This window comes from Blautia sp. aa_0143 (genome assembly GCF_004167315.1).
Taxonomy (GTDB): domain Bacteria; phylum Bacillota; class Clostridia; order Lachnospirales; family Lachnospiraceae; genus Blautia_A; species Blautia_A fusiformis.
Genome location: NZ_RCXU01000014.1, coordinates 49,263 through 72,930 on the forward strand (window position 1 = coordinate 49,263; position 23,668 = coordinate 72,930).

23 protein-coding genes and 1 pseudogene are annotated in these 23,668 nt (G+C 46.9%); 3 read left to right on the top strand and 21 right to left on the bottom strand.

Going from position 1 to position 23,668, the window contains the following annotated elements; all coding sequences use genetic code 11:
* Window positions 1–161 precede the first annotated feature (161 nt).
* A complete protein-coding gene (locus EAI83_RS08755; RefSeq protein ID WP_129975116.1) occupies window positions 162–1,079 on the bottom strand; it encodes a LysR family transcriptional regulator in 918 nt (305 codons plus the stop codon).
* Window positions 1,080–1,083: 4 nt separating this feature from the next.
* Complete coding sequence (locus EAI83_RS08760; RefSeq protein WP_129975118.1) at window positions 1,084–3,525, bottom strand: methyltransferase domain-containing protein; 2,442 nt, start codon at window positions 3,523–3,525, stop codon at window positions 1,084–1,086.
* Window positions 3,526–3,781: 256 nt separating this feature from the next.
* On the opposite strand from EAI83_RS08760, the gene EAI83_RS08765 reads away from it, so the two are divergent.
* On the top strand, window positions 3,782–4,417 hold the full coding sequence (locus EAI83_RS08765; protein ID WP_022427162.1) for an endonuclease III domain-containing protein: 636 nt from the start codon (window positions 3,782–3,784) through the stop codon (window positions 4,415–4,417).
* A gap of 47 nt (window positions 4,418–4,464) precedes the next feature.
* The gene (locus EAI83_RS08770) at window positions 4,465–4,998 is read left to right on the top strand and encodes a DUF3877 family protein (RefSeq protein ID WP_092071731.1); all 534 of its coding nucleotides are present in this window, start codon (window positions 4,465–4,467) and stop codon (window positions 4,996–4,998) included.
* Between the two features lie 143 nt (window positions 4,999–5,141).
* Here the strand turns inward: EAI83_RS08770 and EAI83_RS08775 are convergent, their stop codons facing one another.
* The 5 genes and pseudogenes from EAI83_RS08775 to EAI83_RS08795 form a co-directional block, all read right to left on the bottom strand.
* Window positions 5,142–6,953 (bottom strand): DUF6320 domain-containing protein, encoded by a 1,812-nt coding sequence (locus EAI83_RS08775; protein WP_129975121.1) that lies wholly within the window; start codon window positions 6,951–6,953, stop codon window positions 5,142–5,144.
* On the bottom strand, window positions 6,919–8,208 hold the full coding sequence (locus EAI83_RS08780; protein WP_330547780.1) for an alpha/beta hydrolase: 1,290 nt from the start codon (window positions 8,206–8,208) through the stop codon (window positions 6,919–6,921). The genes EAI83_RS08775 and EAI83_RS08780 overlap by 35 nt, the downstream gene beginning before the upstream one ends.
* Window positions 8,209–8,227: 19 nt before the next feature.
* Window positions 8,228–9,034, bottom strand: a complete 807-nt coding sequence (locus EAI83_RS08785) for a DNA-3-methyladenine glycosylase family protein (RefSeq protein ID WP_021652785.1) — start codon at window positions 9,032–9,034, stop codon at window positions 8,228–8,230.
* A pseudogene (locus EAI83_RS08790) lies at window positions 9,031–9,567 on the bottom strand (cupin domain-containing protein). Before EAI83_RS08790 ends, EAI83_RS08785 begins: the two are co-directional and overlap by 4 nt.
* Before the next feature lie 293 nt (window positions 9,568–9,860).
* Window positions 9,861–10,304 (bottom strand): HD domain-containing protein, encoded by a 444-nt coding sequence (locus EAI83_RS08795; protein ID WP_022427167.1) that lies wholly within the window; start codon window positions 10,302–10,304, stop codon window positions 9,861–9,863.
* 465 nt (window positions 10,305–10,769) lie between these two features.
* On the opposite strand from EAI83_RS08795, the gene EAI83_RS08800 reads away from it, so the two are divergent.
* The gene (locus tag EAI83_RS08800; protein ID WP_015525547.1) at window positions 10,770–11,048 is read left to right on the top strand and encodes a type II toxin-antitoxin system HicB family antitoxin; all 279 of its coding nucleotides are present in this window, start codon (window positions 10,770–10,772) and stop codon (window positions 11,046–11,048) included.
* A gap of 141 nt (window positions 11,049–11,189) precedes the next feature.
* Here the strand turns inward: EAI83_RS08800 and EAI83_RS08805 are convergent, their stop codons facing one another.
* The 14 genes from EAI83_RS08805 to EAI83_RS08870 form a co-directional block, all read right to left on the bottom strand.
* Entirely contained in the window at window positions 11,190–11,630 is a 441-nt protein-coding gene (locus tag EAI83_RS08805; RefSeq protein ID WP_022427168.1) for a MarR family winged helix-turn-helix transcriptional regulator, read from the bottom strand.
* Window positions 11,631–11,765: 135 nt separating this feature from the next.
* Complete coding sequence (locus EAI83_RS08810; RefSeq protein ID WP_129975123.1) at window positions 11,766–13,520, bottom strand: acetyl-CoA carboxylase carboxyltransferase subunit alpha; 1,755 nt, start codon at window positions 13,518–13,520, stop codon at window positions 11,766–11,768.
* Window positions 13,510–14,874 carry an acetyl-CoA carboxylase biotin carboxylase subunit gene (locus EAI83_RS08815; RefSeq protein ID WP_129975125.1) on the bottom strand — a complete coding sequence of 455 codons (1,365 nt, stop codon included), beginning with the start codon at window positions 14,872–14,874 and terminating at the stop codon, window positions 13,510–13,512. The genes EAI83_RS08810 and EAI83_RS08815 overlap by 11 nt, the downstream gene beginning before the upstream one ends.
* 9 nt (window positions 14,875–14,883) lie before the next feature.
* Window positions 14,884–15,312, bottom strand: coding sequence for a 3-hydroxyacyl-ACP dehydratase FabZ (fabZ, locus tag EAI83_RS08820; protein ID WP_015525544.1), 429 nt, complete (start codon window positions 15,310–15,312; stop codon window positions 14,884–14,886).
* A 57-nt stretch (window positions 15,313–15,369) separates the two neighbouring features.
* Complete coding sequence (accB, locus tag EAI83_RS08825; RefSeq protein ID WP_110925794.1) at window positions 15,370–15,951, bottom strand: acetyl-CoA carboxylase biotin carboxyl carrier protein; 582 nt, start codon at window positions 15,949–15,951, stop codon at window positions 15,370–15,372.
* Window positions 15,952–15,955: 4 nt separating this feature from the next.
* Window positions 15,956–17,197, bottom strand: a complete 1,242-nt coding sequence (gene fabF / locus EAI83_RS08830; protein WP_015525541.1) for a beta-ketoacyl-ACP synthase II — start codon at window positions 17,195–17,197, stop codon at window positions 15,956–15,958.
* Between the two features lie 32 nt (window positions 17,198–17,229).
* The gene (gene fabG, locus EAI83_RS08835) at window positions 17,230–17,970 is read right to left on the bottom strand and encodes a 3-oxoacyl-[acyl-carrier-protein] reductase (RefSeq protein ID WP_129975127.1); all 741 of its coding nucleotides are present in this window, start codon (window positions 17,968–17,970) and stop codon (window positions 17,230–17,232) included.
* A gap of 115 nt (window positions 17,971–18,085) precedes the next feature.
* A complete protein-coding gene (gene fabD / locus EAI83_RS08840; RefSeq protein WP_092071748.1) occupies window positions 18,086–19,006 on the bottom strand; it encodes an ACP S-malonyltransferase in 921 nt (306 codons plus the stop codon).
* A 3-nt stretch (window positions 19,007–19,009) separates the two neighbouring features.
* Window positions 19,010–19,954: an enoyl-[acyl-carrier-protein] reductase FabK gene (fabK, locus tag EAI83_RS08845; RefSeq protein WP_015525538.1), complete on the bottom strand. Its 945-nt coding sequence runs from the start codon at window positions 19,952–19,954 to the stop codon at window positions 19,010–19,012.
* A 121-nt stretch (window positions 19,955–20,075) separates the two neighbouring features.
* Entirely contained in the window at window positions 20,076–21,041 is a 966-nt protein-coding gene (locus EAI83_RS08850) for a beta-ketoacyl-ACP synthase III (RefSeq protein WP_015525537.1), read from the bottom strand.
* 277 nt (window positions 21,042–21,318) lie between these two features.
* Entirely contained in the window at window positions 21,319–21,591 is a 273-nt protein-coding gene (locus EAI83_RS08855) for a DUF1294 domain-containing protein (RefSeq protein WP_015525536.1), read from the bottom strand.
* Between the two features lie 56 nt (window positions 21,592–21,647).
* Window positions 21,648–22,214 carry a class I SAM-dependent methyltransferase gene (locus EAI83_RS08860; protein ID WP_021652773.1) on the bottom strand — a complete coding sequence of 189 codons (567 nt, stop codon included), beginning with the start codon at window positions 22,212–22,214 and terminating at the stop codon, window positions 21,648–21,650.
* 23 nt (window positions 22,215–22,237) lie between these two features.
* Entirely contained in the window at window positions 22,238–22,729 is a 492-nt protein-coding gene (locus EAI83_RS08865; protein ID WP_118368503.1) for a GNAT family N-acetyltransferase, read from the bottom strand.
* A gap of 14 nt (window positions 22,730–22,743) precedes the next feature.
* Complete coding sequence (locus tag EAI83_RS08870; RefSeq protein WP_173722343.1) at window positions 22,744–23,382, bottom strand: Crp/Fnr family transcriptional regulator; 639 nt, start codon at window positions 23,380–23,382, stop codon at window positions 22,744–22,746.
* Window positions 23,383–23,668 lie beyond the last annotated feature (286 nt).

The following is a 23,668-nucleotide window of genomic DNA, read 5'->3' on the forward strand; positions in this document are numbered from 1 at the left end:
ATTTTATCATTTAACAGCTTTCGGACAACCCCGGTACGGGGATATTGGACAGTCGGGTTTGGCATGGATGTATATTCCATATAAAAAACGGGACTTTTCTGTATCAGGAACCTGTGTCCCGTGCAGAAAAATCCCGTCTGGTCTTTTGCTTTATTCTTTTATCACTTCCCGGAAATCTGAAGTCTTTCCTTCACGAATCCCAGAAAATCCTTTCCCTGTTCACTAAGCTCTTCACCTCTCCGGCAAATGCACCCGTAAACAAGTTTCTGGCCTTCTCCCGGAAATGTATATTTCACGGAGGAATATCCCGGATCACGGCCGGAAAGATCCGCACCACTGATATTACACAGCTCTCCGGACCCAAGAAGACGTTCCACGATATAATCACTGTTTGTTACGACTACGGTCTCTGCCTCCACTGCGGAATGACCGTTTTCCTCTACAAGGTTCCGGTAATTATCCGGGGAAAATTCATCGGGAAATCTCTGGATCAGCCTGAGCTGGGACATATTAAAATCTCCCTCATCTGCTGTATCTGCTTTCCCTTTCCCGGTATAAATATTTACCTCGGTTTCCGTCAGCAGCTCAAATTCCAGGTAATTCCGGGAAAGAAAATACTGGAACGCCGCCAGCTGATTCTGCATCACATAGGCGAATCCCATATCATCCTGTCTGCCTTTCACACGTTTTATGATCTCATGGGTATCTGCTGCGTAAACCTGATAATGAAGATCATCGCACTTATGTGCTTCATAATACGTTACGAAGATATCAGCAAACCAGGAGCTGGGATGAAAGCATACACACAGGCTGCTTTTTGCAAGTGGCTGTGCCTGCATTTCCAGTTCATCTATATTTTCCAGGATCCTCTGCACATGGATATATGCACGCTCTCCTTCCAGTGTCAGCTCTATGCCCTTTGCATGACGGACAAACAGCTGGGTACGCATATCGTCTTCCATGGAACGGATCACCTTGCTTACATTTGACTGCGTGGTAAAAAGCAGCTCTGCAGCCTGGCTGAAGGAGCCTGTTTTGGCACAGGCTGCAAAATACTGTATCTGTTTTATATTGAGCATGATCCTACCTCTGTTTCTTTGCAAAGATCAAAAACATCGGGGTCGGATTGTAAAACTCGTCTTTTTCTGTATAAATACGTTTGCTGATACCAAGGTCAAAGGAAAATTCTTCCACACCTATACGACTCAGCGTTTCCAGATCCCATGCCGGACGCAGAAAAGAACTGATGGGCAGCTGCCGCTTGATATCCTCGCATTCCTGCATCAGCTCATCCTGGATCTGATGATGGGCATGGTTCTCCGGAAGATCCGCAGTGTCCGCAAAGTCTGCTGCTCCGTAGTTTGCATCCAGATTTATCATCACTCCGCCCGGTTTCAGTACACGGAACCATTCCTGATAAGCATGCTCCGCGTCCGGAAGTGTCCAGGTAAGGTTTCGTGATACGATCACATCAAATTCCTCATCCGGAAAATCCGGAGCTTCTGCATCCATCACCATAAACCGGCAGTCTGCTTTTTCTTCCTCCGCCAGCTCCTTTGCATGAGTGATCATATCCGGCGTCAGATCGATCCCGGTTACCTGATAGCCTTCCTTTGCAAGAAGAATGGTAAAAAATCCGGTTCCGCAGCCTACATCCAGGATCCGGAGATTCTTTTTCTCAGGCAGATACTTCTTAAGCTCAGCCATCCAGCGGCCTGCAAGTGCACTGTGAAGCTCTGCTCTTCTCTGTTCCAGAAAGCTGTCGCTGCGCCTGGTCCAGTACTGGGCGATCCTTGTTTTCCGCTCGTCTTTTTCTCTTACGATATTTCCGTAGGTGATCACAGGGCCGCCTTCCACAACCTGAAGGCTTGATACCTGATAAAGAATCACACCATCCATGTCTGCACGACAAATTTCCTGTACATTTCCCTCATAATCACGGATCTCTCCAAGATACTCATCCTGATGAACGATATCGCCTGGTTTCTTCACCGGGTACCAGAGACCGTTGACACTGGCGCACTGATAACGCACATCATCCATTTTCAGTGGATAGTACGTACTGTGGGAACGGATTCCGTTATAGGCTCCGATGCTGCAGAGGATATTTCTTACATCTCTTCGCATGGAATCCACTTCCTCCCGTTCCCAGGTTCCCATACAGCCGCGTTCCAGAAGGACCGCCGGAATATGGAAGGTACTTGCCGCATAATTGTAGGCGCCGCCTGTACTCACATTTGACTGTACCATATATGGGACATCAACCTGCTCTGCCATTTTTCGGGAAGCTTCCACGATCTCCGGCTTTGCCACGCCTGCAAAATATACATACGGAGTCAGCTCCTCATAATCATCACCGCCGTGAAGATCGATATAATAATCTGCCTTCCGGATCAGGGATTCTGTGATGGCCGCTGCCAGTCGTTCCATTTTTGTGCCATCTTTTCTGCCAGGGAAAACACGGTTCAGATTTTTTCCGTCTTCCCAGCTGATGCTGCCTGCACGCTTCTCAAAATCTTCCCGGTTCAGCACCTTTACCAGAACCAGCTGGCCCTTTACCTTTTCCGGCTTCAGCCGCTTCGACAGCTCGATCAGAGTCTGGATCCCCACATACTCTCCTGCATGAAGACCTGCTGTGACGAGAACGGTTTTTCCAGGATCTTTTCCACGGATGATGGTTGCAGGAAGGACAAATTCTCCATCTCCGAGCTCAAGAAAGCCTTCTGTTTTTTCTCCTGCCGCAACCGGAAGATTCAGGAAATGATCCGGCTTTACACCAGTTACCATAAACATTGGTGTGGACTGATAATTTAATCTCTCCTCCTCACTCCAGACCGTTTTCCATATTTCTGTGTCTGTGCGGATCCCAAGAAGTCCTGCTTCTCTGAGAGTTTTTACATCCCACTGGGGACGACTGATCTTTGACAGCGGTACCTGGAGGGCGATCCGCTCCATGCGCTCAATATCCGTACAGAGATAGTGATCATCCAGGCTATTGTTTTCCACATTTTTCCGGTCGTTTTCGTAGGCCTTACGCTGCTCTTCCTCATAAAGATAACCGTACCAGTTGGCATCAAAATTCAGGAGTCTTCCTCCTACCTTCAGTACACGGACCCACTCTCTGTAAGCAACATCAGGATGCTCCAGATTCCAGGTAAGATTTCGGGAAATGACCACGTCAAAGGTATTATCCTCAAAATCCAGCTTCTGTGCATCCATCCTCAAAAAGCGGATATTCCGGCAAAGGTCTCCTGCATTTTCCTTTGCCTTTTCCAGCATTCCTTCCGTATAATCCACTGCATCTACATGATATCCGGCTTCTGCCAGGATCACAGGAAAAAATCCGGGGCCTGTTCCGATATCCAGGATACGGATCTCTTCCTTGGGTTTGTCCGGAAACTGACTGGTCAGCACCTTAAGCCATGCGTTTTTCTGCGTTCCTGCAAGCTCTTTATGATTCACTTCGGAGTACCCTTCTGTACGGGTGCTCCAGTAAGATTCGATTTCATCGAGAAGTTTTTCCACGTTGATTCCTCCGCACTTTTCTATTCACGTGAGGGAGATCAGGTCCCTCACAGGTCACGTTTAATGTACCAAATTGTCAGGGTATTAACAAGCCCCTGGGGGGGATTCCCAAAATTGCTCTGCTGATAAAATCCCCAAATGCCACACACTGCTTCTGTACTCCTGTCCACCTTGTAATTCTCCGAATGCTGTGGTATCATCCTGGCTGTAGTAATTCAGTAATATAACCGAAATTGAAAGGATGGTTCATATACAAATGACAACACAGGAACTGGCCTATGAAGTTATCAGCCGTTTAAAAAAAGAATATCCGGATGCAGACTGTACACTGGATTATGATGATGCCTGGAAGCTTCTTGTAAGTGTCCGTCTGGCAGCTCAGTGCACCGATGCCCGGGTCAATGTAGTTGTTCAGGATCTCTATGCAAAATACCCGGATGTGGCAGCCCTGGCAGCAGCAGAGCCGGAAGCGATCGAAGCCATTGTACGTCCCTGCGGCCTTGGAAAAAGCAAAGCCCGGGACATCAGCGCCTGTATGCGCATTCTCCACGAACAGTATCACGACAAGGTGCCGGAAGACTTTAACGCACTTCTGAAGCTTCCCGGTGTGGGCCGAAAAAGCGCAAACCTGATCATGGGGGACGTATTCGGCAAGCCCGCCATTGTAACAGATACTCACTGTATCCGCCTTTCCAACCGCATCGGCCTTGTCCATGACATGAAGGATCCGAAAAAGGTGGAAATGGCTCTCTGGAAGATCATCCCTCCGGAAGAAGGCAATGATCTCTGCCACCGTCTTGTCAATCATGGAAGAGAAGTCTGTACAGCGCGGACAAAGCCTTACTGTGACCGCTGCTGTCTCAATGATATCTGCGAAAAAAATGGGATCTGAATGTATGCAGTTCAATAAACCTTCAGACCTCGGAAAGGAAAAACATAATGAATTTCAAAAAACTGGAAAATAATCTCCTGGATATGATCCAGGAACAACAGGTAAAGATCGGATACATGAGCGGAGTTACCCGTTTTTATTATCCGCTGCAGTCTCTGAACCGCCTTCTTGGCACAGAGCTTACGGAAGAAGAAATGCAGCATGCAATGGAAAAATTCTCAGATCATGCCTGTGACCGTCTTGGAAAAGTAACGGCTTCTTCCAAAAACGGGCGTTTCTGCATCACCCTGCCGCCTCAGGCCTCGGACTACGTTCACGAAAACCGGAAGCCGAGTGAATTTCTGGTACACTTTATAGGCACGGTTGCACGTCATGGCTGTACTCTGGATGAAGTGATGGACGTTTTTCATGCTTATTCCGAACATGTACACGTGGAAAAAACAACCGGAACCGGATTTGATTATCTTGTATATTTCGAAGACGGGATCCCGGATGACTACCGGTATTGTCTGTCCCTGGAGGGTGAGCATATGATCTATCATAAGTTCACACCGGAGGACTATGAGGACTTCGGATTTTGATCTCCGAACATCGGGCAAGTTTCCCCCACTGCTTATTGCTTTTCGCAACCCTGCAGGAGACTCCCTTGATTTGATCAAAAAACCGCCGGTCTGCAGACAGCTCTTCAAAAAGTCCTCTGCAGATCGACGGTTGTTTTTATTTTCTATGCACGGAATTTCTTCTGCATCTCCCGCACCATATCTTTCCTCTTAAACAGGAACAGCCATATCAGCATCAGGAAACTGACGCATATGCAGATCAGCGACGGATACAGCACCGTTACCACACCGGCAGCCAACAGGATCACAGGGATCACTCCTCCGAAAGCTCCTGCCTCCAGAAGATAGATCATATATTCCGCCACCTCCAGCTTCTGTACCGCAGTGATCACCCACATGGAACAGATCACAGCAAGCGAAGCCAGAGGAAGCAGATAATCCACAGACCAGCCACGCCAGCCGGTAAACACATCCCAAAGCACTCCTGCAACAGCTGCGATCACCAGCTGCCACATCTCATTCTTCAGAAGATTCCGCCGCTTCACATAAGCCACTGAAACCATCAGCCAGGTGCAGAACGCCCCTGCAGTCACAAACCAGGCCCAGCCTATATGACTATCCAGCAGATAATCGATCAGATTACATACCACAGCCAGCACAATACACAGAAATGTAAAGCTCTCAAAAAGCTTCATCTGCTGTTTCTGCTCCTCTTTTTGTCCCGGAAGATCATTCTCCCGAATTGTACAGGATACCTGCTCATTTTTCAGTCTCTCCACAAAATTCCGCTCAATATTTCCATTGGGGATCTTGGACGTAAAGCTTAAAACCATCTCATCTCCAAAAGAACAGGAACACAGCTGCAGACTGTCCGTGCTTGCAAAAAGTCCGAATCTCTGAATATATTTCCGATATTCCTCCGGCATCCGGATGATCCCCACATTGGAATAGATCGCCGTGATAGACCTCCCCCCGAGAGTCGTCCCGGCAAGAAGGAACGGGGTTTTGATCTCCAGTGGTACCAGACGCAGGATCGGATTTTTCTCCAGGCTTACCAGATCATTCAGCTTTGCTTCGATCACGTCCTTACTCAGTTCCTTTGCAAACTGCTCCTTTACGGATCTCAGAATATCCTCAAAGGCTGTATCAGGCTGAAAATAACAGCTGATCTCGATCCATCCGAAAAAATTTGCCATAGACCGGGACGGAAAATAATTTCTCAAATTTACCGGGATCATCAGACCAATGGGCTTTTTCGCCTGGTTCTGAGGTACTTCTTCATGGATCGCCCAGATAAGTGCTGCCGTAAGAAAAACCGTGATCGACACACCGGCCGATTTTGCACGGGCGTGAATCTCTTTTACCGGAATACAGACTTCCGTGATACTCATATCCTCCTGCCTGAGCTTCTCGCCTTTTAACTGGAAGGCAGGCTTCTTGGACTCTCTCTTTCTTGGCGCGTCGGAGGAATAATACTGGGAAAAGCTGTCCTCCTCCATATCCCTGCCCGTAATGTTTTCATCCGAAAAAAGCTCCGGAAGCTCTGCGGATGGGTGCGTCTCCTGAAGATAATTTTTCACCAGCTCCATCAGAAAATGCATGGCTCCCGTTCCATCCGTCAGCGCATGAAATACCTCGAAATTGATCCTGTTCTTATAATAGCTCACCCGAAAAAGAAGCGTTTTTTTATCCGGAATATAAAGTCCGCTGCAGGGTGCACCTGCTTCTTTCTTTACCACTGCCGGAATATCACGTCTCTCCAGATAAAACCAGAACAGTCCCTTTCTTAAAACTGCACGGAAAAGAGGATATTTTTCCAGTGTCCTCTCCAGGGCTTCCTGCAGGTTTTCTTCTTTTATCTCTTCTTTCAGTTCACAGTAAAAACGAAATACCCTGGTGTCATTCTTTCCTGTCACCGCCGGGAACGCCAGCGCCGCATTGTCAAGTTTTCTCCACTGTGCATATTCGTTCTTCATGATGCTTTCCTTCTTCCTGTTCCTCTGTTTCCAGAAAACGATTTACATATGCAAAGCTCTCCTGCACATGCAGAAATTTGATCCCCAGTGCAAAATACCCGTGAAACGCACCTGCGATCCTGTGCACTTCCACACGATTTCCCGCTTCCCTCAGTTTTTCACCAAATGCCTCACCTTCATCCCGAAGAGGATCGAACTCAGCGGTAAGTATCAGGGTATCCGGCATATTTCGAAGATTCTTCTCCAGGATCGGCGCAAAATAGGGATTCCTCCTGTCTTCCGGACAACTCTCATAGAATTTCAGATAATCTTCCATCTTCTCCGCTGTGAGAAGATAACCGGTTCCGTTTGTTTTTACGGATTCAAAGGGAGAGTCTTCCGTATAACAGTTGTTCAGTGCCGGATAAATAAGGATCTGTTTTTTTGGAAAAAAATCTCCGCGGTCTCTGGCCATCATACATACAGCCGCTGCCAGATTTCCGCCTGCACTATCTCCCATAATGGTGATACGATCCGGATCCGTATTCAGAAGAAAACGATTGGTATAAAAAGTCTTCGCAGCTACATAACAATCCATCAGTCCCACCGGGAAACGGTATTCCGGTGCCAGCCTGTATTCAACAGACGCCACGATCTGGCCGGTAGACTGTGCCATTCTGGCACAAACCCGCTGATAATTCTCTACACTTTCCGTAACCCAGCCACCGCCATGGAAAAACAGGATCACCGGTGGTTTTTTTCCGGAGGCGGCACCGTTTTCCATGTCCTCTTCTGTTGGAAAAAACAGACGGATCGGCACTTTATAGTCTCCGTTATAAACTTCCGCATCCAGTGTCCTGTAAAAGATTCTCATAGGATCCATCTTCTTAAGATCTGCCAGCTTTCTGGAAGCCTCCACTTCGATCCCGCCATAGGAAAGAGCATGGAGCACTGTCCGCACGGCACGTGGCATAGCCGTTTCTCTCCCGGTCGGAATGCCCGGAACTATGACTGGTCGGCTTCTTCTGTTTTCTTTTCTTGTATAGATATATTTTGTTTCTGTTTCATATCTTCCAGGAATGCAGACTTGTTTCACGCAGGTACGCCTATAGGCAATCCTCTTCAGGATCTCATGATCTGTACGGATGATCACTTCCGTTCCCTTATAGCCCCGGATATAATATCTGTTTTCTTTCTTTTTTATACGTGGTTGTCTCAATCGCAGTAAATATTTTCTGATTACTTTTTCCTCCGTGGATTTTTCCTTTATTTTCACCTATGATAGCATCCGCAGTCTATGAGTACAAGTCATAGTAAAAAATATACTGCTGCATGATCCCACGCATTCCTCTGTATCTGCGGTTGGGAAATCCTCTTTTGTAATGCACGTCCATGACCTGACGGATGTGGGTATCTATGGGAAAAGCATCCATATGATGCAGTGCAAACAGGCAGATACATTCAGCTACCTTTTCTCCCACACCACAGAGCTTCATCAGCTCCTTCTTTGCCTGAGGGTAACGCATATCATAGATTTTTTCCAGAGAGATCTGACCGGATGCAATGGTCCTGGCCGTTACTGCGATATATTTTGCCCGGTATCCCAGGCCGCATCCTCTTAACTCCTCTTCCGTTGCCTGACTTAGCGCCTCTACAGTCGGAAAAGCGTAGTATTCCACACCTGCAGATGAATTTTTTCGCTCTCCGTACTTCCGGCAGATGGTTTCGATACATTTGCGGATACGCTTGATATTGTTCTGCTGAGATATCAGAAACGTAACGATCATTTCCCAGAGATCCTGTCTTAATATCCGTATCCCGTCTCCTGCCTTTATTGCGGCACCCAGATATTTATCCCGTGGATTAGCAGCATTCATGTAAGCTTCATAATCCGTATCCAGATCAAAATACAGCACCCAGTAACAGATAAATTCCTCCTGAGAGCAGCAGAAATCCACCACTCCGTCTTTCTGATACATTTCCAGATACTGGTCTCCCGCCACCATGGAAAAATGTCCGTCTCCAAGCTTTCTCATCCGGAAGCACTGTCCGGAATCGCATATTTTATCAAGGCTGAAATGTTCCAGCTCTACTGTGATCATGTCTGTTCCTCTCGTAAATATTTTTCCTTATATAATGTTCTGTATTCTCTTGGTGTCATCCGGTACCGTTCCCGGAATACCCGGTTAAAAGTCCTCTGACTTTCAAATCCCGGGATCTGCACATACGCCTGTTCCACTGCAAGATTATCATCCTTCTCCTTGCGGTTTGCCCTGAGACACCGTACCGCATTTAGAATATCCGGATGCACCTGCTCCTTTTTTATAACCGGGTCTTCCGGACAGCTGTTCTGGATGATATCCGCAAACTGACCAATCAATACCGGCTTTGCCCAGAGATAGACTGCTTTGTTTTCTCCCGGAGAGAACACCTGATAGTGATGGATCACATCCGGAAAGATCACTGCAAAATCTCCCTCTTCCATATGATAAAGTTCCTGTCACATACCAAGCTCCAGAGTTCCCTCTGTGATATCGATAAACTCTATGGAGTTATGAAGATGGGGTGAAGCATGGGCTAAGGTCCGCAGATGAATATGGAGATTCTTCTTTTTTTCTTCGTATACTGGAAACATGGATTTTTCTCTCCGCAATATTTGACTACTTTTTCTGTGTTTTTGGCACGTAATATTTCCGAGAGTTTATTATAATGCATTTGTAAGTTAAAGAAAAGAGGAGGAAAATAAAATGAAAAAAATCATAGAATTTATCAAATATGCGATCAAATGCTACATAGAGATCAATGCAAGAAATCCATACTTCCACTAAGAAGATCCACAATAATATCTGAGGTCACGGATATTTTGTGTGGATCATGCGCATGAAAAAACTGAATAAAAGTCAATAAATGACTTGTGCGAAAATAATATCACCTGGCATCATGAAGTATCTCCAAAGCCCGTTTATATCTTCCATGCAGCCGTGATATCTGTTCAGTAGACATATTTTCGCAGTCAGAAAGACGTGTTACATCAGAATTGTGGAGCAGATCAGCCTGCTTCACTTTTTTTGCGATCGGATTCTTCCGAAGCTTCCGGATATAATCGAAATAATTCATATTCTTATCTCTTGTAAGACAACGTAATGCCTCCACAACCTCTTCCGGAAATTCTCCGGTAAGATCCTCAAATGTGATCTCTGTATCTTCTATCACATCGTGCAGAAGTGCCGTACATACACTGAGTTCATCATCCATTTGCTCCGCTACATGAAATGGATGAAAGATATAAGGTGTCCCGCTTCGATCTGTCTGTCCATGATGTGCCTCGTATGCCACCTTCATAGCTTTTTTCGTCAAAGCTGTATAAATCATAGCTGTGCCTCCCGTCAGGTCTTTCGAACCCCCGTTCATACTCTGTATTACACAGTATAGCATCTATATTTCCTACATACAAGGATAAAAAGTTTTATATATCTATCATTTTTACTTATATACGACAATTTTCTGATTATAGCATCCCAAAAACTCTGCTGTTCTTATTTAGATCTTTCATTGGATCATGAACTCGCTTGCCCTCATTCTGAAATTAGTATATACTTACTAGTACAGCGAAAATTAAGTTTCTGCCATATTGACGCAGGATGATTTCTTCATCTGCAAGGCGGAGGAATGAGGCGTAGCGGTGGCTACGACGATTGACGACAACGCAGCAGATGAAAAATCAGACAAGTCAATATGGCGGTTACTTAATATTCGCTGTACTAGGTCAGGTAAAACTATCCATATTCGTGGTATTACACGGATCACTTCATTTTAAAAAAGAAAGGAATCTTACCTATGAAATTTATATATCCCGCAGTTTTCCGTCCCACAGAGGACAAAAAATACAATGCTTTTTTTCCGGATCTTGCCTGCTGTGAAGCCAACGGTGACACGCTGGATGATGCCATCGAAAATGCCAATGCAGCTGCATACGACTGGATCTACACAGAGCTTATGGAATTTGAGGGAAAGCTTCCTCCGGTTTCCGATGAGAGCGATCTGGAGCTTCAGGAAGGAGACGTTGTCCGCAATATCTCTGTAAATATCCGCTTCCAGGATGGCTGGGACGAATAAACTCTCGTATCACAAAAACAAAGGCGACATTTAATATCATTTTCAATAAATGTCCGTGTCGAAAATGCCTGTTATGCAAAAAGCATCCGGATCGGTAATTGTCCTTTATTACCGATCCGGATGCTTTTATTATACATTTCTTCATTGTTCGTGATACTGTCTGAAAAATTTACGCAGTCCGTCCAGTGCTTTTACCAGCACTTCTGTCTCATTCTCATTCAGCTCTGCGATCACCGCTTCTGTCATCTGCCTATGAAACTCCGCATGATGATGATATGCCATACGTCCCTTATTTGTAAGCTGGATAAATACCACACGCCGGTCCTTCTCACTTCGCTCTCTCTTCACATAGCCTTTTTTTACAAGACTGTTCATAGATGTTGTGAGGGAGCCTACGGTGATCTTAAGCTTGGCTGCAATGGAGGACATGTTCCCCCCTCCAAGGCCTACAGCCTCGATAATGTGCATATCATTGTTGGAAATATCTTTATATTTATCTGTGATGATGGCTTCCTCCTCCAGTCGGAGGATCTCATTGAACAGATTCACCAGCACGTCATTTATAACTTCCCGATTGTCCACTCTACCCGCTCCTGTTTCTCCGGAGCAAAAAAGCTTCTCCGGTTCTCTGTTTATGAAGCCATCGTAACATAAATATGGCATTTTTTCCACTGGATTTTTACTTTGCGGGCTACAAAATCACTGCACTTATTACTTCTACATTTTCCTGAAACGTTCATAGCGATGTTCCAGAAGCTTCTCCGGCTCTTCTTCGCCATATTTCTCAAGAAAATCCGCAATTCCGTTTTCCAGATAACCTGCAATATCATTTATGTTCTCACGGCTTACAGGCTCTGCTTCCGGAATCACATGCTCAATCATCCCCATCTGGTAAAGGTCTGCAGCTGTGAGCTTCATCACTGCTGCTGCTTCCTTTGCCTTTTTGCTGTCTTTCCAGAGAATGGAGGCAAAGCCCTCCGGGGACAGGATGGAATAAACGGAATGCTCCAGCATCCATACCTCATCTGCCACCGCCAAGGCAAGGGCACCTCCGCTTCCGCCTTCACCGATCACAACGGAAAGCACCGGCACTGTGAGACCTGCCAGTGTATAGAGATTTTTTGCAATGGCTTCACCCTGTCCACGTTCCTCTGCTTCCAGCCCGCAGAATGCACCTGGCGTATCTACAAGGCAGATCACCGGACGGTGAAATTTCTCTGCCTGCTGCATCAGGCGCAGGGATTTCCAGTACCCCTCCGGAGATACCATTCCGAAATTCCGGGTAATGTTTTCCTTTGTACCCTCTCCTTTTTCCTGTACAAGGACAGTTACCGGCTGTCCGTGGAAAAATGCCACACCACCGATCACTGCCGGATCATCCCCGCAGTGACGGTCCCCGTGAAATTCCATGAAATCGTCAAAAAGCGCTTCGATGTAATCCTTTCCTGTAGGGCGTGTTTTGGCTCTGGCAAGCTGGACATGTTCCCAAGGAGTGAAATCTCCGGATGGAACGAAGTCCGGCCAGATCCTATTATCTTCCTCAACAGTTTTCATCGATTCCTGATTGTCAGACTTGAACCCATTTTTAATGTCCGTATTATCGGACTGTACATTATTTGGGACTTTGTTCTGATGTAATCTCAGAATATCCGCCAATACGATCCTCTGCTCCTCACGCTTTACGATCTTGTCCACAAAGCCATGTTCCAGAAGAAATTCCGCTCTCTGGAAGCCTTTGGGAAGCTTTTGCCCGATGGTCTGTTCGATCACTCTGGGACCTGCAAAACCGATCAGCGCTTTCGGCTCTGCCAGGATAATATCTCCCAGCATAGCAAAGCTTGCCGTCACGCCGCCTGTTGTCGGGTCTGTGAGGACCGGCACATAAAGAAGTCCGGCATCGCTGTGCTTCCGGATGGCCATACTGGTTTTTGCCATCTGCATCAGGGAAACCAGGCCCTCCTGCATTCTGGCACCGCCGGAACAGATATAGAGGATTACCGGCAGCTTCTCCTCTGTGGCACGTTCAAAAGCCCGCGTGATCTTTTCCCCCACGACTTCTCCCATACTGGACATCATGAAACGACAGTCACAGACACCAAGTGCCACAGGTGTCCCTTTTATAGTACACTTTCCGGTAACTACAGCCTCATCAAGCCCTGTCTTTTCACGAAGCCCCTGAAGCTTTTCTTCGTAGCCTCTGTACTGAAGGGGATTCTGTTCTTCCATGTGAGCATCCCACTCCACAAAACTCTTTCTATCTGCGATCAGTTTGATCCGACGGTAAGCGGGTACATGGAAATAATTTCCGCAGTGGGGACAGATGTATTGATTCTGCTTTACCTCGTCTACAAAAACCGCCGCTTTGCAGGCGTTGCATTTACGCATCAGGTTATCCGGCACCTCCGGAGTGTTTTCCTGTTCCTCACCCCGGATATCCCTGACTGTTTTTTTGAACATGTGCTTAATTCTCATTGATCTTCACTCCCGCAATGATATGGCTGGCAAGAAAGCCAGTGTCAAAATTTCCGGACTGATAATCCTCATCTTTCAGGATTTCGTACTGATAGTCAATATTTGTATCGATTCCGTCAATGATCACCTCACCAAGAGCACTCTGCATTTTTGCAATGGCGTCTTTCCGGTTACCTGCATGAACGATCAGCTTCGCAAGCATGGAATCATAATATGGCGGGATCTTACAGCCGTTATACACACAGGTATCCACACGGATCCCGTTTCCTCCCGGAAAATGCGCTCCCTGGATAGTTCCCGGCGAAGGGCGGAAATTTTTCTGGGGATTTTCAGCATTGATCCTGCACTCAATGGCGTGTCCCTGGATCCGGACATCCTCCTGAGCGATCTCAAGAGGCATTCCGGAAGCGATCTTCAGCTGCTCCTTTACAAGATCGATACCTGTTACCCACTCTGTCACCGGATGCTCCACCTGGATCCTTGTATTCATTTCCATAAACCAGAATTTTCCATCCGGTTCCAGAAGAAATTCGATCGTTCCCGCATTTACATAACCGGCTGCTTTCGCCGCCGTCACCGCCGCATGACCCATTTTTTCTCTTAATTCCGGAGAAACTGCAGCACTTGGAGATTCCTCGATCATCTTCTGATGATTTCTCTGGATGGAGCAGTCACGCTCTCCCAGATGGATCACATTTCCGAAGCTGTCTGCAAGGATCTGAAACTCAATATGTCTCGGATTTACCACGAAATGTTCAATATACATGGTACCGTCGCCAAAAGCGATCTCAGACTCTTTTCTGGCGGTTGCATAGGCTTCCGGAAATTCCTCCGGTGTGTTTGCCACACGCATGCCTTTTCCGCCGCCGCCAAGAGCTGCCTTGATGATCACCGGATAACCGATTCTCTCAGCTTCCTTAAGACCGGTTTCAATATCCTCCACATCCCCTTCGCTGCCCGGAACTACCGGAACACCAGCTGCGATCATGGTGCTTCTTGCAATTTTTTTGTTGCCCAGCATACGGATGACCTTTGATGGCGGACCCACAAATGTGATCCCGCATTTTTCACAGAGCTCCGCAAATCTGGCATTTTCAGAAAGAAAGCCAAATCCCGGATGAATGGCATCCGCACCGGAAACCATGGTTGCACTGATGATCTGTTCCATATTCAGATAGCTCTGTGCAGATGGTCCCGGTCCGATACAGATTGCTTCGTCCGCCAGCTGTGTGTGAAGGCTTTCCTCATCTGCCTCAGAATAAACCGCCACTGTGGCAATTCCCATTTCTCTGCAGGCACGGATAATACGCACCGCGATCTCGCCTCTGTTGGCGATCAGTAACTTTCGAATCATACAATCACCTTACCCGATCATAAATGTAAGCTCAGCCTCTACGGCAACCTCGCCATCCACAGATGCCACTGCAGAACCAATGCCTACAGGACCCTTTCTGCGGATGATCTTTGTCTCAAGACGGAGCTTGTCTCCCGGAGCTACCTTTCTGCGGAATTTACACTTGTTGATACCTCCGAAATAAGCGGTTTTTCCCTTCATGTCCTCCAGGGAAAGAATGGCTACCGCACCCACCTGTGCCAGCGCTTCTACCATCAGAACACCCGGCATTACCGGCTCCTGGGGAAAATGTCCCCGAAAAAAATCCTCGCGGAAGGTCACACATTTATATCCGACAGCAAATTCACCCGGCTCATAATCTTCAATATAGTCCACAAGCAGAAACGGATGTCTGTGTGGAATGATCTCCTCGATCTGTTTTACATCAAGATGCTTCATTCTCTATCCTCCTGAAACAATAATTTTTCTTATTCTCTGATTCTGATCTGAAGGTACTTATCGGATACGGAAAAGCTTCTGACCGTATTCTACCGGCTGTCCGTTCTCCACATAGATCTCTGCGATCTCGCCGTCAAAATCACTTTCGATCTCATTCATCAGCTTCATAGCTTCCACGATTGCAAGAACCTGTCCTTTTTTTACCTTGTCTCCCACCTGAACGTAAGGCGGAAGATCCTGGGACGGTGCAGCATAGAAGGTTCCTACCAGCGGAGATGTTACCAGGCTGCCTGTCTGATCTTCCCCGCTCTGTGGTACGGTTTCCGACTGCTCAGTACCTTTCACTCCCTGTGCTTCTGCCACAGTTTTTCCTGTCACTGTCACTGCCATTTCATCTGTTGAAGCCGGTACCACAGGATCTTTGCCCGCCACCGGTGCTGTATTCACTGCCCTGCGGACTTTTCCACCGGTCATTCCTACTGCCGGAATGTTTTCCACAGTTTCTCCCATAACCCCCTGGATGATCTGTGGCTTTCCATGCTCCATACTTAAGGTCAGATCTGCTGTCTCATATGTAAAGGCAGTAAGCTCTGATGCAGATACGTGATCGATCAGTTCAAGAATCTGGTTAAATTCCATAGCTTCAGTCCTCCTCATACTTCTTTACAAGCAATGTTCCGTTGTGTCCTCCAAATCCAAGGGAATTGCTCATTGCATAACGAACTTCCTGTTTTGCCGGAGCGCCGATCATATAGTTCAGATCAAGCTCCTCCTCTGTTTCTGTTGTTCCCACTGTCTGATGGATAAATCCGTCCAGAATGGATTTTACGCATACGATAAACTCAACAGCTCCTGCTGCGCCAAGAAGATGGCCCACCATGGATTTTGTGGAATTGATCTTTACATCCTTGGCAGCGTCCTTAAACGCAAGCTTGATAGCTCTTGTTTCAAACAGGTCATTGTGATGTGTTCCGGTTCCGTGTGCATTGATATAATCTACCTGCGCCGGTGCAACACCTGCTTCCTTCATGGCATTTTCCATAGCACGTGCGGCGCCGCTTCCGTCCTCGGCCGGAGATGTGATATGGAAAGCATCTGCAGTTGCACCGTATCCCACAACCTCTGCCAGGATATTGGCATTTCTCTTTTTGGCATGCTCAAGCTCTTCCAGAACAACCACACCTGCACCCTCGCCCATAACAAAACCGCCTCTGTCTTTATCAAACGGAATGGATGCACGCAGCGGATCCTCACTTGTGCTCAGTGCAGTAAGGCTTGCAAAGCCTGCGATACCGATAGGGCAGACAGCTCCCTCTGTACCACCGGCAAGCATTACATCTGCATCACCATACTGAATGGCACGGAAAGCATCTCCGATACAATGTGTTCCTGTCGCACATGCCGTTACCACGTTGGTGCATTTTCCTTTTGCGCCGGTAGCGATAGAAACATTTCCGGCTGCCATATTTGTGATCATCTTCGGAACAAGAAGCGGATCCACTCTTGAAGGACCTTTTTCCATAAGCTTCTTCTCATTGGTCTCGGTAGCCTGAAGACTTCCCACACCGGAGCCGATGATAACGCCTACCATGTACGGATCTTCCTCTTCCATCTTAAGCCCGGAATTTTCCACTGCTTCCAGTGCAGCTGCTACCGCATACTGGGAAAAAGGCTCCATTCTTCTTGCAGTTCTCGGATCCATGCGATCCTTTGCCACAAAATCTTTAAGCTCTGCTGCCAGTGTTGCCTTGTATCCGGTCGTATCAAAACGGGTGATCGGTCCGATCCCCACCTTTCCTTCTTTTACTCCGTTCCAGAAGCTTTCCACATCATTTCCGATCGGTGTTACTGCTCCAAGTCCTGTTACTACTACTCGTCTTTTCATCAATCTATCCTCCTGACTCCGGGGAGCCTTCTTTACATTGCCATTCCGCCGTCTACGCGAAGTACCTGTCCTGTGATGTAACGTGCACCGTCTGATGCCAGAAATGCGGCTGCCTTTGCCACGTCTTCTGTTGTTCCCATGCTTCCCATGGGGATAGATGCCGCAATATTTTCTTTTACTTTGTCAGAAAGCACGTCCGTCATGTCTGTTTTGATAAATCCCGGTGCAATGGCGTTGACCGTGATCCCTCTGGATGCCAGCTCCTTTGCAGCGGATTTTGTAAGACCGATGATCCCGGCTTTGGATGCCGCATAATTGGCCTGTCCTGCATTTCCACGAAGGCCTACCACCGATGAAAGGCTGATGATCCGGCCGCTTCTCTGCTTCAGCATCATTCTGGACACATGACGGATGCAGTTGAAGGTTCCTTTCAGATTGATGTCAACAACTCTGGAAAAATCTTCCTCACTCATTTTCATGAGAAGTCCGTCCTTCGTAACTCCGGCATTATTTACCAGGATATCAACACGTCCGTATTTTTCTGCAACAGCTTTGAAAAAAGCTTCACATGCATCAAAATCTGCCACATTGCACTGCAGGATATCTGCCTGGCCGCCGGCTGCCTCGATCTCTGCTTTTGTTTCCTGGGCTTTTTCTTCTGAGCCGTTATAATTGATCACTACAAGGTTTCCTGCTTTTGCAAGCTCCAGGGCGATGGCTTTCCCGATCCCACGTGCACCGCCTGTTACAACTGCGATTTTTTTCTCTGACATATGAATTCCTTTCTGATGTTATGCGGTCATCCGTGATCCGCATTTGTTACCTGGCATTTCTGTCTGCTGCACTATGCCTGCTTTATTTTTGATTCTTTATCTTTTTTTCCAATATTTATACTAGTTCCTGGCAGACCTTCTCTGCATCTTCTACGGTCTGGATGTTATATACTTTTACATTTCTGTCGATCTTTCTCATAAATCCGGCAAGGGTTCTTCCCGGTCCGATCTCAATAAATGTATCTACTCCCTGACGGATCATATTTTCCACACTCTGCTGCCAGCGCACGGAAGAAGAAATCTGTTTTTCCAGAAGTGCTTTTGTTTCCGCCGGATCTTCCACATACTCTGCGGTCACGTTTGTCACATACGGGATTTTAAGTTCATGAAGTGTGACACCCTCCAGAACCTTTCCCAGTTCTTTTCCTGCAGTGGCAAGCATTGCGGAGTGGAACGGTCCGCTGACATTTAACGGGATCACTCTTCTTCCTCCGGCTGCCTTCAGCTTTTCAGAGGCTTCCGCAACTGCCTCCGCAAGGCCTGTGATCACGATCTGGCCGGGACAGTTGTAGTTTGCAATGCTTACATCTGCAATGTCTGCAAGCACTTCCTCGATCTTCTCTGTCTCCATTCCCATAACTGCTGCCATGCTTCCCTTACCTGCCGGAACTGCCTGCTCCATAAGGATTCCCCTTTTTCTCACGGTAGTAACAGCATCCTTCAGCTCCATGCCGCCGGCAGCTTCAATAGCGCAGTACTCGCCAAGGCTTAATCCTGCAGTTACATCTGGATGAAGTCCCATCTCCTCTACCACCTTCTCCATGGCAAGACAGGTAGTGACCAGTGCAGCCTGTGTATATTCAGTCAGGTCAAGCCTGTCATTTTCTTCAAAGCAAAGTGCTTTCATATCCAGATCCAGCCACTCACCGGCAGAGTCGAAAACATCCTTTGCTGTATCGTATTTCTCATAAAAATCTTTTCCCATTCCGGCCTTCTGTGCACCCTGGCCCGGAAAGATGAATGCTGTTTTTCCCATTTATTATTCCTCCACAAGAAAACTGTTTTTCTTTACAGTCTCTTTTGTCTCTCTGATCAGTCTTGCCATCAGCTCCTTACAGGTCGGTACATCCTTTACCATACCTGCGATCTGTCCGGACATAACGCTTCCGGTTTTTACATCGCCGTCAACAACAGCCTTCCTGAGGCCACCAAGTGTCAGCATTTCCAGTTCTTCAAAGGATGCACCTGCAGCTTCTTTCTCCAGATATTCCTTTGTCATAGGGTTTCTTAAGGTACGGACCGGATGACCTGTGGTACGGCCGGTTACTCTTGTGTCGATATCCCTGGCTTTCAGAAGGAATTGTTTGTAATTCTCATGTACGTGACATTCCTCTGTTGCCACAAATCGGGTTCCCATCTGTACGGCTTCTGCACCCAGCATAAAGGCTGCCGCGATCCCACGACCGTCTGCAATTCCACCTGCTGCAATTACCGGGATCTTTACTGCATCCACGACCTGCGGTACCAGCGCCATAGTGGTTGTCTCACCGATATGTCCGCCGGACTCGGTTCCCTCTGCTACCACTGCATCTGCGCCACAGCGCTCCATTCTTCTTGCAAGAGCTACAGATGCAACAACCGGGATCACCTTTACTCCGGCAGCTTTCCATGCTTCCATGTATTTTTCCGGGCTTCCGGCACCGGTTGTTACTACCTTGATCCCTTCTTCTACTACGATCTTCGCAACCTCATCGGCACTTGGACTCATCAGCATGATGTTTACACCAAAAGTCTTATCTGTCAGTTTTTTCGCCTCACGTATCTGCTCACGCACCCACTCTGCCGGTGCGTTTGCCGCTGCGATCAGTCCCAAGCCGCCTGCCTCGGATACTGCTGCCGCAATGTGATGATCTGCCACCCAGGCCATACCGCCCTGGATGATGGGATATTCAATACCAAGTAATTCTGTAACTCTTGTTTTCATCTTTTACCTCCGGAAAATTAAATCAAGCGGATAAAAGCATCCGCGGTTTATTTGGATCAAGCGGATAAAAACATCCGCATTCACTACGTAGCCTTATTTTAACAATTCATTAACAGGGGCTTTAATACTCGATCAGGCTTGCTCCGTACGTCAGTCCGCCGCCGAAGCCTGCAAGGACCATTCTGTCACCCCGCTGCAGTTTTCCGCTTTTTTTCATCTCATCCAGGAGGATAAGAAGACTTGCGGAAGAAGTATTGCCGTATCTGTCCATATTCATAGGGAACTTGGAAATGTCTTCGCCCAGCCGCCTTGCTGCAGAACGGATGATGCGCTCATTTGCCTGGTGGAGAAGATAATAACTGATATCTTCACAGGAAACCTGCTCTCGGGAAAGAAGCTCCTTCACAGCCTCCGGTACCTTGCTCACGGCAAAGCTGAACACTTCCTTTCCGTTCATCTGTATGTAGGTTTCCTTTGCCTTCGGATCATTTTCATAACGGATCTGATTTCTGCTCTGTAAGGTAAGTGCACCGCCTTTTTTTCCAATGGAATGGGTTACCTGTGCATAGCTTCCACCCTCTTCTGCTCTCAGCACGACTGCTCCCGCACCATCCCCGAAAAGAATGCAGGTGCCACGATCTGTCCAGTCCGTTAAACCGGACAGTTTTTCCGCTCCGATCACAAGGGCATTCCTATATATTCCCTGGGCCAGGTATGCCTGCGCAGTGTTCAGTGCCAGAAGAGATCCTGTGCAGGCGCCGTTCAGATCAAAGCAGGTAGCCTTTTCCGCTCCGAGCCGCTCCTGCACCCCACATGCCACACAGGGCATGATCTCTGTTGGAGAAATGGTTGCCACAAGGATCAGATCGATTTCTTCTGCCTTCATTTCTGCGTCTTCCAGAGCTTTTAATGCTGCCCCCGCTGCCATCGTCACAGTATCTTCGTCCTCTTTTGCAATATGTCTCTGTACCACACCGGTTCTTTCCCGAATCCACTGATCACTGGTTTCCACCATCTTTGCCAGATCGTTGTTATCCCACACTCTGTCCGGTGCCCACGAACCGGTTCCACATATTTTACCTGTCATATTTTTCTCCATGATATCTGTCTTAAATCAGTCTGTATAAATCTGTACTGCTGTTCTCTGAATTATCTTTTATCTTAAAATATTTTGATTATCAAATTATATCATCATAAAAGTATTTGTCAAGAAGGAATTTTTGAGCATCCTTTTATGAAAAAAATAACAGCTGCCCCAGGCGTGGAGTATTGGTCTCTCCTCTGTCCTGTGACAGCTGTCTTATTTTTTTCAGACAGGTATTGTATTTATGGTTATTGCATTTATAGTTATTGCCTTCATAGTTTTACTTCATCACCCACTGTACCAGGCACACCACACCAATCTGCACCAGCAGTATCACCGGTACACCAATTGCAAATCTGGCTTTTCGGGTTTTGTGGTGAAAAAATCTCATGCCAAGGATCGCCCCGACGCTGCCACCGATGACAGCACTTAAGATCAAGGTCTTCTCCGGGATCCGCCATTTATTACGACGGGCTTTCTGCTTGTCAACTCCGAAAAGCACAAAGGCCAGGATATTGACTGCAAGCAGATAATAATATATGTAATCATTCATGATAGCTCCCTCCAGGCTCTGTGTCCTGTATTTCGGACAGTAACCGATTTATGTATTCATTGCAGTTTGATGATCAGCACCGGTATGGGCGGATCATTAGGCCGGTTTGCATATTCCGACAGGATCACCAGATATTTATGAGGATCCAGCTGACGGATAAACGCAAGCATCTCATCCCGTTCCTGATATCCTGTATCCCCGCCACTGTAAATACAAAGTGTCATAAGTCCGCCCTTTTTCAGAAGCTTAAGTCCGCTTTCCACCGCTCTTATGCTGCTGTCTGCTCTGGTCGCCACCGAATGGTCTCCGCCGGGAAGATATCCCAGATTAAAGGTGATGCAGGACACGGTTTCTTCTTCTGCATAAACATCCATATTCTCATGAGACTCCAGAAGAAGCTGATAATTTTCCGGACAGTTATCTCTTTTCAGTCGCTCCTTCGTATGTTCCAGTGCCTGCTTCTGAATGTCAAAAGCCAGAACCCGTCCTCTTTTTCCTGCAAGCTGGCTTAACAGAGCCGTGTCATTGCCATTTCCCATTGTTGCATCGATACAGATGTCTCCCGGCATGACCTGCTGCCGTATAAAATGCTGCATGTATGCAGTGATCTGAAGATTTTTCATTTAAAAATCCTTTCAAAATTCTCTTACAGTTCATGATAATACGGACAGATATCCTCATAATGTCCATCCTTCATACGGAACCCCTTCGGGATCACGCCAAGCTGAGTAAATCCAAGTCTCTCATAAAGATGTCTTGCAGGAACATTGCAGGACACAACCGCATTAAACTGCAGGACACCAAAACCATGCTCTTTTCCCCGGGTCAGACAGTCGGATACCAGCTTTTCTCCAATGTGAAGTCCTCTGGAATCTCTGCTTACCGCATAGCTGGCGTTACAGATATGACCGCATCTTCCGATATTATTCGGATGAAGAATGTAAAGTCCGTAAACTTTTCCGCTTTCCGCATCTACTGCTGCAGCTGTATAGGTCTGTTCTGAAAAAAAAGCTTTTCCTGTCTCTTCGTTAAGGCATTCTTCCTGTGGAAAAGCCACACCGTCTTCTACAACCTCATTCCATATCCGGATCAGATCCGGAAGATCTTTTTCTTCGTATTTTCTTACTGTAACATTCATGATGATCTTCTCCTCTATTTAAGCAGCTCCACATTCCGTCCATTTCTTTGGATCACACCCTCATCCGAAAGATTTTTGATCTCCCGCATCATGGCACTACGGTCCACACTTAAGTACTGGGCCAGTGCAGTATAGGACATGGGCAGCTTGAATTTCCCGGCATTTTTTTCCGCAGCCAGAGAATGCAGATAGGCTATCAGCTTCTTTCTGGTGGAGGATCGTGAAAGCATGTATATCCGATCCGTCTGCTGCCTGGAACGGAGGGCTGTCATCTGCAGAAGATTACTGACCATCTGGCTGTGATGATGACAGGCATTTTCACAGCGCTTGATCACATGCTCATAATCAATAAACAGCACCTTCGTCACGGTAGTAGCACATACATAATAATGCTGGGAATCTGACGGAAGCAGAAACGGTTCGCCAAATACACTGTCCCTATTCAGTTCATCGATGACATACTCATTTCCATCCTCGTCACAGCAGTAGAGAACTGCTCTTCCCTCCTGGATCAGACCGATCTTTTTCATGGAGCTGGAATATTCCATGATGGTTTCTCCATTCTGAAAAACTTTCTCCCGGACTTTAAAGCAGACACGCATTCTTTCCTGTTCTTCGGGCAAAATATCCGTAAATAAAGTGATATGCTCCATAAATTTTCCTCCCACCGGCAAAATACTCTTCCGCATATCTGTACTTTCCTCTTTGTATACAAGACTATGTAAGAGGACTCTCAAAGCAACTATCCGCATTTTATTTTGCTGCATGTTTCTGATTTTATACCAGCACGAAAAAAATGTAAAGTCTGGAAATTTTTCCTGTTTTGTTGTATTTGCAACAGTTTTTGCCATCAATTTCTGTTATATTTTTATCAAAGTTAAGAAACAAACAAATCACTGAAGCATATAAATAAATCCACCATAGAAAGAAAAGAGGAAT